The sequence below is a fragment of the Streptomyces sp. NPDC000075 genome, from assembly GCF_040301925.1.
GTDB lineage: Bacteria > Actinomycetota > Actinomycetes > Streptomycetales > Streptomycetaceae > Streptomyces > Streptomyces polychromogenes.
Window position 1 is genome coordinate 170,307 of the sequence record NZ_JBEPFL010000004.1, and the last position, 12,730, is coordinate 183,036.

The window sequence follows — 12,730 nt, forward strand, 5'->3', positions numbered from 1 at the left end:
GACGTGTCCGACGAAAAGTCCGAAAAGTGGCAGAACCCGGTGGCCGGCTTCGGCGTGACCTTCAAGGCCATGTTCAAGAAGCGCCTCACCGAGCAGTACCCGGAGCAGGAGAAGACCACCGCTCCGCGCTTCCACGGCAGGCACCAGCTCAACCGGCACCCCGACGGTCTGGAGAAGTGCATCGGGTGCGAGCTGTGCGCCTGGGCCTGTCCCGCCGACGCGATCTACGTGGAGGGCGCGGACAACACCGAGGAGGAGCGCTACTCCCCGGGTGAGCGCTACGGGCGGGTCTACCAGATCAACTACGCCCGCTGCATCCTGTGCGGGCTCTGCATCGAGGCCTGCCCCACCCGGGCGCTGACCATGACGAACGAGTTCGAACTGGCCGACGCCAGCCGCGAGTCGCTCATCTACACCAAGGAGCAGCTCCTCGCCGGGCTGACCGAGGGCATGGTCGACACCCCGCACTCGATCTTCCCGGGCACGGACGAGCAGGACTACTACCGGGGCCTGGTGACGGGCGCCGCGCCCGGCACCGTACGGCAGGTGGCGGTCTCCAAGGGCGAGGGCCCGGCCGGGAACGGCGCGGAGAACGGCGCGGAGAACGGCGCGGAGAACGGCGCTCCGGCCGAGGAGGTCGGAGCATGAACGCCTTCGCGGCCGCCGCCACCACGACCTCCACCGGCGAGGCCGTCCAGTTCTGGGTGCTCGCCGTCGTCGCCGTCATCGGCGCGCTCTGCACCATCCTGATGAAGAAGGCCGTGCACAGCGCCCTCTGCCTGGCGGGGACGATGATCGTCCTGGCGGTCTTCTACCTCGCCAACGGGGCGTACTTCCTGGGCGTGGTCCAGGTCGTCGTCTACACCGGCGCCATCATGATGCTGTTCCTCTTCGTGGTCATGCTCGTCGGCGTCACGGCGGCGGACTCGCTGAAGGAGACCATCAAGGGCCAGCGCTGGCTGGCCGCCCTGTGCGGGCTCGGCTTCGGCATCCTGCTGATCGCCGGCCTCGCCAACGCGAAGCTGACCCACTTCAACGGCCTCGGCCGGGTCAACTCCGCGGGGCACGTCGAGGGCCTGGCCCAGCTGATCTTCACCCGCTACATCTTCGCCTTCGAGATCACCGGCGCCCTGCTGATCACGGCGGCCGTCGGCGCGATGGTCCTCACCCACCGCGAGCGCACCGAGCGGGCCGCCACCCAGCGCGAACTCGCCGAGAAGCGGGTCCGCGAGGGCGTGCAGGTCCCGCCGCTCCCGGCCCCCGGCGTCTACGCCCGGCACAACGCCGTGGACATCGCCGGCCTGCTCCCCGACGGCACCCCGTCCGAGCTGACCGTCAGCAAGACGCTGCGCGCCCGCGGCCAGATCCGCGACGTGTCCACCGAGGCCCTGGACGACCTCAAGGCGCTGGAGCAGCGCTCCGCCGAGCGCCTCGGCCGCGACTCCCGAGAGGAGGCCTCGAAGTGAATCCGGTCAACTACCTGTACCTGGCCGCCCTGCTGTTCACCATCGGCGCGGCCGGCGTCCTCATCCGGCGCAACGCCATCGTGCTGTTCATGTGCGTCGAGCTGATGCTCAACGCCTGCAACCTGGCGTTCGTGGCCTTCTCCCGGATGCACGGCAACCTCGACGGCCAGATCATCGCGTTCTTCACGATGGTCGTCGCCGCCGCGGAGGTCGTGGTGGGCCTCGCGATCATCGTGTCGCTGTTCCGTACCCGCCACTCGGCCTCGGTCGACGACGCCAGCCTGATGAAGCTGTAAGGGGCGTTCACAGTGGAGAATCTGATTGCGCTGCTGGTGGGCGCGCCCCTGCTCGGGGCGGCGGTGCTGCTGTGCGGCGGCCGGCGCCTCGACAAGGCCGGCCACTGGCTCGGGACCCTGCTCGCCGCGGTCTCCTTCGGTATCGGCGTGGTCCTCTTCGCCGGCCTGCTGGGGCGCGGCGCCGAGGACCGCACCCTGCACCAGCACCTGTTCAGCTGGGTGCCGGTGGAGGGCTTCCAGGCGGACCTCGCCTTCCAGCTCGACCAGCTGTCGATGACCTTCGTCCTGCTGATCTCCGGGGTGGGCACGCTCATCCACGTGTACTCGATCGGGTACATGGAGCACGACGAGCGCCGCCGCCGCTTCTTCGGTTACCTCAACCTGTTCGTCGCGGCGATGCTGCTGCTCGTCCTCGCCGACAACTACCTGCTGCTGTACTTCGGCTGGGAGGGCGTCGGCCTCGCCTCGTACCTCCTGATCGGGTTCTGGCAGCACAAGCCCAGCGCGGCCACCGCCGCGAAGAAGGCCTTCCTGGTCAACCGGGTCGGCGACATGGGCCTGTCGATCGCCATCATGCTGATGTTCACCACCTTCGGGACCTTCGCCTTCGGCCCGGTCCTCGCCAACGTCGGCAAGACCTCCGAGGGCACGCTGACGGCGATCGGCCTGATGCTGCTCCTGGCGGCCTGCGGCAAGTCGGCCCAGGTACCGCTCCAGTCCTGGCTCGGTGACGCGATGGAGGGCCCGACCCCGGTCTCGGCCCTGATCCACGCGGCCACCATGGTGACCGCCGGCGTGTACCTGATCGTCCGCTCGGGCGCGATCTTCAACGGCGCGCCCGACGCCCAGCTGGCGGTCACCGTCGTCGGCGCGGTCACCCTGCTCTTCGGTGCGATCGTCGGTTGTGCGAAGGACGACATCAAGAAGGCCCTCGCCGGATCGACCATGTCGCAGATCGGCTACATGGTCCTCGCCGCGGGCCTGGGCCCCATCGGCTACGTCTTCGCGATCATGCACCTGGTGACGCACGGCTTCTTCAAGGCCGGCCTCTTCCTCGGCGCGGGTTCCGTCATGCACGGGATGAACGACGAGGTGGACATGCGCAAGTACGGCGGGCTGCGCACGTACATGCCGGTCACCTTCGTCACCTTCGGCCTCGGCTACCTCGCCATCATCGGCTTCCCGGGCCTGTCCGGCTTCTTCTCCAAGGACAAGATCATCGAGGCGGCCTTCGCGAAGGGCGGCACCGAGGGCTGGATCCTCGGCGGAGCGGCCCTCCTCGGCGCCGGCATCACCGCCTTCTACATGACCCGCGTCATGCTCCTCACCTTCTTCGGTGAGAAGCGCTGGCAGCCCGCCCCCGACGCGGACCAGGTGCCGAGCGCCGAGCCGGCCGCCGAGCACGGGGCCGGACGCATGCCGCACCCGCACGAGTCCCCGAAGTCCATGACCGTCCCGATGATCGTGCTGGCCTTCGGCTCGGTCTTCGCGGGTGGCTTCTTCGGGATCGGCGACCGCTTCCTGAACTGGCTGGAGCCGGTCACCGGGCACGCGCACGGCAACCCGCCGATCGGCGCCCTGACCGTCACCCTCTCCACGATGGCGGTCCTCGTCGTCGGCGTCGCCATCGCCTGGTCGATGTACGGCAGGAAGCCCGTTCCGGTCGTCGCCCCGCGCGGCTCGTTCCTCACCCGGGCGGCCCGCCGGGACCTGTTCCAGGACGACTTCAACCACGTCGTCCTCGTGCGCGGCGGAGAGCACCTGACCCGCTCGCTCGTGTACGTCGACCACAGCCTGGTCGACGGAGTCGTCAACGGGACGGCCGCCTCGGTCGGCGGGCTCTCGGGCCGGCTGCGCAAGCTGCAGAACGGCTACGCCCGCAGCTACGCGGTCTCGATGTTCGGGGGCACGGCGATCCTGATCGCCGCGACCCTGCTGATGAGGGCGGTGTGACATGACTTTCCCGCTTCTGACGGTGACGGCCGCGCTCCCCGCGGCCGGCGCGGTCCTCACCGCCGCCGTCCCGGCCAAGCGGCGGACCGCCGCCAAATGGCTCGCGCTGCTGTTCTCCCTGGCGACGCTCGCCCTGGCCGTGCTCGTCGCGGTCCGCTTCGAGCCCGGCGGCGCCCGCTACCAGCTCACCGAGTCCCACGCCTGGATCGCCGACTTCGGCGTCCGCTACGAACTGGGCGTGGACGGCATCGGCGTGGCGCTCATCGCGCTCACCGCCCTGCTGATCCCCTTCGTGATCGGGGCCGGCTGGAACGACGCCGACCCCCTGGAGACCAACTCGTCGCGCTGGCGCCCCACCCAGGGCTTCTTCGCCCTGATCCTGATGGTCGAGGCGATGGTGGTGATCTCCTTCGAGGCCACCGACGTCTTCCTCTTCTACATCTTCTTCGAAGCCATGCTCATCCCGATGTACTTCCTCATCGGCGGCTTCGGGGACCGGGCGCACGCGGGCTCCGACGAGAACGCCGCCGCCCAGCGCTCCTACGCGGCGGTCAAGTTCCTCCTCTACAACCTGGTCGGCGGCCTGATCATGCTGGCCGCCGTCATCGGGCTGTACGTGGTCGCCGGGAACTTCTCCCTCCAGGAGATCACCGCCGCCCGCGCCGCCGGCACCCTCGACATGGCGACCAACACCGAGCGGCTGCTCTTCCTCGGCTTCTTCTTCGCCTTCGCGGTGAAGGCCCCGCTGTGGCCGCTGCACACCTGGCTGCCGAACGCGATGGGCGAGGCCACGGCCCCGGTCGCCGTCCTGATCACCGCGATCGTCGACAAGGTCGGCACCTTCGCGATGCTCCGCTTCTGCCTCGGCCTCTTCCCCGAGGCCAGCAAGTGGGCCACGCCGGTGATCCTCGTCCTGGCCCTGATCAGCATCGTCTACGGCGCGCTGCTCGCGGTCGGGCAGCGGGACATCAAGCGGCTGGTCGCCTACGCGTCGATCTCGCACTTCGGCTTCATCATCCTGGGCATCTTCGCGATGACCTCCCAGGGGCAGTCGGGCGCGACGCTCTACATGGTCAACCACGGGATCTCCACGGCGGCGCTGATGCTCGTCGCCGGCTTCCTGATCTCGCGGCGCGGCTCCCGGCTCATCGCCGACTACGGCGGCGTCCAGAAGGTGGCCCCGGTCCTCGCCGGCACCTTCCTGATCGGCGGCCTCGCCACCCTGTCCCTGCCGGGACTGGCGCCCTTCGTCAGCGAGTTCCTGCTCCTGGTCGGCACCTTCGCCCGGTACCCGGTGGTCGGCGTCATCGCCACCGTCGGCATCGTGCTGGCCGCGCTGTACACCCTGGTCCTCTACCAGCGGACCATGACCGGCCCCGTGAAGGAGGAGGTCCGCTCCCTGCCGGACCTGCGCCCGCGGGAGCTGCTGGTGGTCGCCCCGCTGATCGTGCTGCTGATCGGACTGGGCGTCTACCCCAAGGTGCTGACCGACATCGTCAACCCGTCGGTACGGCACACGATGTCGGACGTGAAGCAGACGGACCCCAAGCCTGAGGTCGCCGTCGAAGCGAAGAACGGGGAGGCGGTCAAGTGAGCACCGCGACCACCGCCCAGGGCCTGCTGACACTGGCGGCCAACGGACCGGCCGACAGGATCCCGGCCCCGCACATCGAGTACGCGCAGCTCGCGCCCACGCTGATCGTGGTGGGCGCGGCCGTCCTCGGCGTCCTCGTCGAGGCGTTCGTCCCGCGCAGGTTCCGCCACCCCGTCCAGGTGTTCCTCGCCGTCGCCTCCCTGGCCGCGGCCTTCGCCGCCGTCGTCGGCCTCGCCGCCGGCGGGTACGGCAGCACCAAGGCGCACATCGCGGCCATGGGCGCCATCGCCGTCGACGGCCCGGCGCTGTTCCTCCAGGGCACCATCCTGCTGGCCTCGATCGTGGCCGTGTTCACCTTCGCCGAGCGCCGCCTGGACCCGAAGGCGCACGGCAACCGGGTGGACTCCTTCGCCGCCCAGGCCGCGTCCGTACCGGGCAGCGACAGCGAGAAGGCCGCCGTCAAGGCCGGGTTCACCACCACCGAGGTGTTCCCGCTGGCCCTGTTCGCCATCTCCGGGATGCTGATCTTCCCGGCGGCGAACGACCTGCTGACCCTGTTCATCGCGCTGGAGGTCTTCTCCCTCCCGCTGTACCTGCTCTGCGCCGTCGCCCGCCGCCAGCGGCTGATGTCGCAGGAGGCGGCCGTCAAGTACTTCCTGCTCGGGGCCTTCTCCTCGGCGTTCCTGCTCTTCGGCATCGCCCTGCTCTACGGCTACGCGGGCTCCGTCTCCTACGCCGTGATCGCGGACGTGGTCGACGGCACCGTCGCCACCGTCGACCCGGCCCTGGCCTCCACCATGGGCAACGACGCGCTGCTCCTGATCGGCGGCGCGCTGATCCTGATGGGCCTGCTCTTCAAGGTCGGCGCGGTCCCCTTCCACATGTGGACCCCGGACGTCTACCAGGGCGCCCCCACCCCCGTGACCGGCTTCATGGCCGCCGCGACCAAGGTGGCCGCGTTCGGTGCCCTGCTGCGCCTGCTCTACGTGGTCCTGCCCGGGCTGCGCTGGGACTGGCGGCCGGTGATGTGGGGCGTCGCGATCGTCACGATGCTCGCGGGCGCGGTGATCGCCGTGACCCAGACCGATGTGAAGCGGCTGCTGGCGTACTCCTCGATCGCGCACGCCGGGTTCATCCTGGCCGGTGTGATCGCCACCTCGGCGGAGGGCGTCAAGTCCGTCCTCTTCTACCTGGGCGCCTACTCCTTCGTGACGATCGGCGCGTTCGCGGTGGTCACGCTGGTGCGCGACGCGGGCGGCGAGGCCACGCACCTGTCGAAGTGGGCCGGTCTGGGGCGGCGTTCGCCACTCACCGCGGCCGTCTTCGCGGTGTTCCTGCTGGCCTTCGCCGGTATCCCGCTGACCTCCGGCTTCGCGGGGAAGTTCGCCGTGTTCAAGGCGGCCGCCGAGGGCGGGGCCGGGGCGCTGGTCGTCGTCGGTGTGATCTCGTCGGCGATCGCGGCGTTCTTCTACATCCGGGTGATCGTGCTGATGTTCTTCAGCGAGCCGAAGGCCGACGGGCCGACGGTGGCGGTGCCCTCGCCGCTGACGATGACCACCATCGCGGTCGGGGTCGCCGTCACCCTGGTGCTGGGCCTGGCGCCGCAGTACTTCCTGGACCTGGCCGGACACGCGAGCACCTTCGTGCGCTGACCCCGTCGCAGGCCGAGGGCCCGGTTCCCCTTCGGGGAGCCGGGCCCTCGTGCGTCCGGGGCCGGGGGCTAGCCGTGGTGGGAGTGCGCGGGGTCGGGCTTGGGGTTGCCGGGGCACTTCAGGGCGGTGTTCCAGTTGTGGAAGCGGCCCGCCGGGTTGTCCCGGTACGCCCACATGTGCAGGTCGTAGTGCTTGGGCATGCCCTCCCAGTGGCCGGGCATGGGCCCGTCGAAGGGCAGCCCGAACATGGTCGGCCGGTCGTCGGTGGTCTTCAGGTCCTGGTCCCGGTCGGCGGACATCCACTCGACCGTCTCCAGCTTGCGGCGGCCGTAGCGGTCCTTCTCCGTGCTGTAGAGGAGCGCGGTCGGGCGGGCGGGGTCCGTCGAACCCCAGTTGGACTCCTTGACGTAGTGGTAGCCCATGGCGCCCACCCCGAAGGGGTTGGTCATGCACTCCTTGCCGTGCGGGAGGTACCCGTCCTTGATCGCCTCCCGCTCGTCGACGTACTTGGCGGTCACCGCCATGGCCGTGGCCATGTCGCGCATCGCCTTCGCGTCGTGCGGGTCGGGCGCCGGTCCGTCCACGGCGTGCGCCGGGGGCAGGGCCGCCAGGACGACGGACGCGGCGGCGACGGCACAGGCGGACAGGGCCTTGAGGCCGCGGACTACGGGCATGGGAGCTCCTGGTGTTCGGGGGTCCCGGAGGGGCTGTCGTTCCACCATCCCGGCGGCTCGCGGGCCGTGCACGCGGCGGGCCGCCGAACGGGGGCCCTACGGAGAGGTGGCCGCGGCGGAGGGGGCGACCGGGGCGAGGCCCGGGGCGGCGGGGGCGACCGGGGCGACGGCCGGGGCGGCCGGGCGGGGGCGGGTGGTGCCGGGTTGGCAGACCACCTTCGGGTTGAACGGCTCGAACCGCCCGGACGGGTTGTCCTTCCACAGCCACAGGTGCAGCGAGTAGTGCACCTTCTGCCCCTTGTAGCGGGCGGGCAGCGGGCCCTTGAAGGGCTCGCCGAAGAGGCTGGGGCGGTCGTCGTCGGTGTCCGTGCGGCCGTCCTTGTCGACGACCATCCATTCGAGCCCCACCAGGTTCCAGTGGCCCTTCCCGTCACCCTCGTAGAGCAGGGCGGTGGGCTTCGCCGGGTCCACGGAACCGTCGTAGGCGTGGTTGAAGTGCGGGTAACCCAGCGCGCCGGGACCGCCGTTCGGGTCCACGACGCAGTACTGGTCGGGCACGTACCCGGCGGCGACGCCGGCGCGGTGCTCGTGGTACTTGGCGGTCGCCCGGTAGGCCAGGGCCAGTTGGGCGGAGGGCGTCAGCCGGGGCCGGGGCGCGCCGGCGGCCGCCGGCGCGGACGGTGCGGCCGCCAGGGTGGCGGCGGCCGCCAGGGCGAGGGGGAGGAGTCTGCCGGTACGAGGGACCATGCAGGCAGCGTCACCGCCCCACCCGGACCCCGCCACTCAGGTGGTGCGGGTGGAGTAGGCGCGGACACCCGGGGTGGCGGAAGGATCCGCCACCCCGGTGCTCACCCGGTGGGCTAGCGGGTGCCCACGATGCGGCCGGTGACCTCGCCGAGGCCGACGCGGGTGCCGTCCGGGCCGGGGGCCCAGGCGGTGAGGGTGACGGTGTCCCCGTCCTCCAGGAAGGTGCGCTTGCCGTCGGCGAGCTCGATCGCGTCGCGGCCGTTCCAGGTGAGCTCCAGCAGCGAACCGCGCTGGTCCACCTCCGGACCGCTGACGGTGCCGGAGCCGTAGACGTCGCCGGTGCGCAGGGAGGCGCCGTTGACCGTCATGTGGGCCAGCTGCTGGGCGGCCGTCCAGTACATGGAGGCGAACGGCGGCCGGGCCACCTCCTGCCCGTTGACGGACACGGTGATGCGCAGGTCGAAGCCGCCGGGACGGTCGGTGGCGGAGTCGTCCAGGTAGGGCAGCAGCGGGAAGTCCCGGGCGGGCGGGGCCACACGGGCCGCGTTCAGGGCCTCCAGGGGGGTCACCCAGGCGGAGACGGAGGTGGCGAAGGACTTGCCGAGGAACGGGCCGAGCGGCACGTACTCCCAGGCCTGGATGTCGCGGGCCGACCAGTCGTTGAGGAGGAACAGCCCGAAGACGTGCTCCTCGAAGTCGCCGAGGGCCACCGGACGGCCCAGCTCCGAGGGGGTGCCGACGACGAAGCCGACCTCGGCCTCGATGTCCAGCTTGACCGACGGGCCGAAGACGGGCGCCGGGTCGGTGGGCGCCTTGCGCTGGCCGGAGGGGCGCACGACGTCCGTGCCGGAGACGACGATGGTCCCGGAGCGGCCGTGGTACCCGATGGGCAGGTGCTTCCAGTTGGGGGTGAGCGCGTCGCCGTCGGGGCGGAAGATGCGGCCGACGTTGGTGGCGTGGTGCTCGCTCGCGTAGAAGTCGACGTAGTCGGCGACCTCGTACGGCAGGTGCAGCTCGACCCCGTCCAGCGGCAGCAGGTGCGGTTCGACCGTCGCGCGGTGGCCCGGGTCGGTGACCCAGGCGGTCAGCGCGCGGCGCACGTCGCGCCAGGCGGTGCGGCCGGCGGCCAGCAGCGGGTTGAGCGAACCCTGGGCGAGCAGCCCGGCGTACGGGGACCCGAGCGCGACGGCCACGGCCCCCGCGTCGAGCACGTACCCGCCGATCCGCACGCCGACCCGGCGGCGCTCCGGCTCACCGGGGGTGGAGAAGACGCCGTAGGGGAGGTTGTGCGGCCCGAACGGGTCGCCCTCGGGGACATCGAGGGGGCTCTGCTGGGGCATGGGGTACTGCCTCGCTTTCGACGCGGTCCGGGGGTGTCCCGGGGGCTGGCTGACACGTTACGTGGCGCATGGGGTCTGTGGGAGGCCGGATTCGGGCGCTATTTGTAGGACTTGTCCAAGGGGGTCCGTATCCTTGGCGCCGTGACTTCCGCCCTCCCCTATGCCTTGATCGCCACCGACCTGGACGGGACTCTGCTGCGCGCCGGTGACACCGTCTCCGCCCGCTCGTGCACGGCGCTCGCGACGGCGCGCGCGGCCGGCGCCCGCCACATCGTCGTCACCGGCCGCCCGGTCCCCCAGATCCGGCACGTCCTGGATGACCTTGGGTATACGGGGCTCGCGGTGTGCGGGCAGGGCGCGCAGGTGTACGACGCGGCGCGCGGACTACTGCTGCACTCCGTCTCCATGGACCGGGGGCTGGCCGAGGTGGCCCTCGGCAAGATCGAGGCGGAGATCGGCGAGGTGTATACGGCCGTCAACCAGGAGGGCCTGGACGCGGAGATGCTGATAGGGCCCGGCTACCGGATGTGGCACCCGCACCTGCCGACGGTCCGGGTGCCGAAGCGGGGGGACCTGTGGTCGGCCCCGATCACCAAGGTCCTGCTCCAGCACCCGAGGCTGGACGACGACGAACTGACACGGGTGGCGCGCGCGGTGGTCGGCGACCTGGTGAACGTCACCATGGCGGGCGAGCACACGGTCGAACTCCAGCCGCCGGGCATCGACAAGGCGAGCGGCCTGGCCCGGGCGGCGGAAGTGCTGGGGGTGGCCCCGTCGTCGACGATCGCCTTCGGCGACATGCCGAACGACGTCCCGATGTTCGCCTGGGCGGGGTACGGGGTGGCGATGGCGAACTCCCACCGCGAACTGGTGGCCGTGGCGGACGAGGTGACCCTGTCGAACGAGGCGGACGGCATCGCGGTGGTGCTGGAGCGGCTGTACGGGTGAGCCCCGCCCGGGAAGGGCCGGCCCCCGGGTCTCACCCCGCCGCCCGCGGCAGCCTGCGCTGCCACGTGCGGTGGTAGAGGGTCTCCTCTCCCTCGCGGCAGACGACCTCGTTCGACGTGGTGAAGCCGCCCTCGTCGCACTGGATCTCGGAGCGGGTCTCGATCCGGACGTCCCAGCCCAGGTCCGGGCGGTGGAGGCGGACGTGCCAGTCGGAGCGGGTGCGGGCGGAGAGGGGGTCCGACTGCTGGATCTCGTACACGTCGGCCGCCTCCTCCTCGTACTCCAGCCCGTCCGGGTAGATCCGCGTGCCCCCGTAGCGGGGGTCGACCTCCAGGCGCCAGGTGCCGCGCGCCACGTCGCGTACGACCAGGCGTTCCGGGCGGGGGTCGTCCAGGGTGGCGGGGTAGGAGACGCCCAGCGGTTCCGCCTGCTCCGGGGCTTCGAAGACGATGCCCTCGGGGGCGGGGGAGGCCGCGCGGACGGGGAGTTCCAGGGTGCTGCCCGCCGGGTCGACGGTCCAGCCGGCCTCCGAGCCGGCGCGCGGCCAGATCCACGGCCAGTACGCGGAGGAGAGCGAGAGGCGGATCCGGTGGCCGGGCGGGAAGCGGTGGCCGATGCCGTTCAGGTCGAAGGTGACGTCCTCCCAGGCGCCTGAGGGCCACGGCACCGCCCGCTCCCGCCCCCGCCGGGCGGAGAGGTTCAGCGCGCCCCGGGTCACCAGCGTGGAGGCCCCGTCCGGGGCCACGTCGCACAGCCGGGCCACGACCTGGCCGTACGGGACGTCCATCCGCAGCCGCAGGGTGACCGACGGGCGGCCCAGGATCTCCACCGGCTCGGCGGGGACGGGGAACTCGAAGCAGGCCGACTTCGCGTCCTCCTCCCGCTGGTCCGGCGGCAGGTCGGCGTCGTTGCCGAAGGGGAAGAAGCGCCCGGCGTCCATCCCGGTGTGCTGCGGCGAGGCCACCGTCACCGGCGCGCCCTGGAGGCCGTACGAGACGGGGACGACCGAGGGGGACGGCCAGCTCCTCTCGGCGGCCCAGTGGCCCGGCAGCCGCGCGTACGTGGTCGCCGGGGGGTGGGAGTCGCTGATCCAGGCGCGCAGCAGCGGCTCGTCCATGACGCCGTTGTCCACCCCCTTCAGCCAGTGGTCCCACCAGCGCAGGGTCTCCTGGAGGAAGCCGATCGCCGGGCCGGGCGGCAGGCCCCGGTCCGGGTACTGGTGCGACCACGGCCCGATCAGGCCCCGGACCCGGCCGTGGGGCAGGGCGGAGACCAGGCGCAGCACCGTGTCCCGGTAGGGGTCGTGCCAGCCGCCCACCGCGAGGACGGCCGCGCCGATGGCCCCGTAGTCCTCGCAGACGCTGCCGTGGCGCCAGTAGTCGTCGCGGGTCTGGTGCGCGAGCCAGGTGTGGATCAGCGGTTCCAGGCCCTCCAGCCGGTCCAGCCACAGGTCCCGCCAGCCGTCGCCGGCGTACAGCGGATCCGGCGGGCGGGCGGCGAAGGCGAGCATGGTGGCCGACCAGGCGTGCATGTCGACGGCGAGGACCGAGCCGCCCATGTAGTGCACGTCGTTGTCGAAGCGGTCGTCGGTGGAGCAGACGGTGACCACCGCCTTGAGGGCCCGCGGTGCGAGGGCGGCGATCTGGAGGCTGTTGAAGCCGCCCCAGGAGATGCCGAACATGCCGACCGCCCCCGTGCACCAGGGCCTGGCCGCCAGCCACTCCACCACCGCGACCCCGTCGGCCAGCTCGCGCGCGTCGTACTCGTCGCCGGGGCGGCCCCCGCTGCAGCCGTGGCCGCGCACGTCCACCCGTACGGAGGCGTAGCCGTGTCCGGCGTACCAGGGGTGGCGCTGCCGGTCGCGGGGGGAGGTCCAGTCGGTCAGCCGGTAGGGGAGGTACTCCAGCAGGGCCGGGACGGGCTCGTCGGTGACCGGGCGCCAGATCCGGGCGTACAGCTCCACCCCGTCGGGCATCGGGATCCGGACATCCTCGTGGACGGTCGCGTAGGGGAACTCGGTGCGGATGATCATGGGGGTTCGGTCACGCTCCCTCGGTGGA

The 12,730-nt window shown here is 71.6% G+C and carries 11 protein-coding genes; 7 read left to right on the top strand and 4 right to left on the bottom strand.

Going from position 1 to position 12,730, the window contains the following annotated elements:
• The first annotated feature begins 3 nt into the window (after nucleotides 1-3).
• The 6 genes from nuoI to nuoN are packed head-to-tail and all read left to right on the top strand — an operon-like array spanning nucleotide 4 to nucleotide 6,961.
• Nucleotides 4-648 (top strand): NADH-quinone oxidoreductase subunit NuoI, encoded by a 645-nt coding sequence (gene nuoI, locus ABT403_RS06745; protein WP_344163276.1) that lies wholly within the window; start codon nucleotides 4-6, stop codon nucleotides 646-648.
• Entirely contained in the window at nucleotides 645-1,466 is an 822-nt protein-coding gene (locus tag ABT403_RS06750) for an NADH-quinone oxidoreductase subunit J (RefSeq protein ID WP_344163279.1), read from the top strand. Before nuoI ends, ABT403_RS06750 begins: the two co-directional genes overlap by 4 nt.
• Nucleotides 1,463-1,762: an NADH-quinone oxidoreductase subunit NuoK gene (nuoK, locus tag ABT403_RS06755; protein ID WP_045946785.1), complete on the top strand. Its 300-nt coding sequence runs from the start codon at nucleotides 1,463-1,465 to the stop codon at nucleotides 1,760-1,762. The genes ABT403_RS06750 and nuoK overlap by 4 nt, the downstream gene beginning before the upstream one ends.
• A 12-nt stretch (nucleotides 1,763-1,774) precedes the next feature.
• Nucleotides 1,775-3,715, top strand: a complete 1,941-nt coding sequence (gene nuoL, locus ABT403_RS06760) for an NADH-quinone oxidoreductase subunit L (RefSeq protein ID WP_344163282.1) — start codon at nucleotides 1,775-1,777, stop codon at nucleotides 3,713-3,715.
• A 1-nt stretch (nucleotide 3,716) separates the two neighbouring features.
• Nucleotides 3,717-5,309, top strand: coding sequence for an NADH-quinone oxidoreductase subunit M (locus tag ABT403_RS06765; RefSeq protein ID WP_344163285.1), 1,593 nt, complete (start codon nucleotides 3,717-3,719; stop codon nucleotides 5,307-5,309).
• A gap of 23 nt (nucleotides 5,310-5,332) precedes the next feature.
• Nucleotides 5,333-6,961 (top strand): NADH-quinone oxidoreductase subunit NuoN, encoded by a 1,629-nt coding sequence (gene nuoN, locus ABT403_RS06770; protein WP_425580270.1) that lies wholly within the window; start codon nucleotides 5,333-5,335, stop codon nucleotides 6,959-6,961.
• Nucleotides 6,962-7,029: 68 nt separating this feature from the next.
• Here nuoN and ABT403_RS06775 read toward each other — a convergent pair whose 3' ends face one another.
• The 3 genes from ABT403_RS06775 to fahA all read right to left on the bottom strand — a co-directional run bounded on the left by ABT403_RS06775 (nucleotide 7,030) and on the right by fahA (nucleotide 9,722).
• On the bottom strand, nucleotides 7,030-7,635 hold the full coding sequence (locus ABT403_RS06775; protein ID WP_344163291.1) for a hypothetical protein: 606 nt from the start codon (nucleotides 7,633-7,635) through the stop codon (nucleotides 7,030-7,032).
• A 96-nt stretch (nucleotides 7,636-7,731) separates the two neighbouring features.
• Nucleotides 7,732-8,382: a hypothetical protein gene (locus tag ABT403_RS06780; protein WP_344163294.1), complete on the bottom strand. Its 651-nt coding sequence runs from the start codon at nucleotides 8,380-8,382 to the stop codon at nucleotides 7,732-7,734.
• A 113-nt stretch (nucleotides 8,383-8,495) separates the two neighbouring features.
• Nucleotides 8,496-9,722, bottom strand: coding sequence for a fumarylacetoacetase (fahA, locus tag ABT403_RS06785; protein ID WP_344163297.1), 1,227 nt, complete (start codon nucleotides 9,720-9,722; stop codon nucleotides 8,496-8,498).
• A 141-nt stretch (nucleotides 9,723-9,863) separates the two neighbouring features.
• Here fahA and ABT403_RS06790 point away from each other — a divergent pair, with 141 nt between their 5' ends.
• A complete protein-coding gene (locus tag ABT403_RS06790; protein WP_344163300.1) occupies nucleotides 9,864-10,670 on the top strand; it encodes an HAD family hydrolase in 807 nt (268 codons plus the stop codon).
• 31 nt (nucleotides 10,671-10,701) lie between these two features.
• Here ABT403_RS06790 and ABT403_RS06795 read toward each other — a convergent pair whose 3' ends face one another.
• Nucleotides 10,702-12,702 carry a CocE/NonD family hydrolase gene (locus tag ABT403_RS06795; RefSeq protein ID WP_344163303.1) on the bottom strand — a complete coding sequence of 667 codons (2,001 nt, stop codon included), beginning with the start codon at nucleotides 12,700-12,702 and terminating at the stop codon, nucleotides 10,702-10,704.
• Between the last annotated feature and the right edge of the window lie 28 nt (nucleotides 12,703-12,730).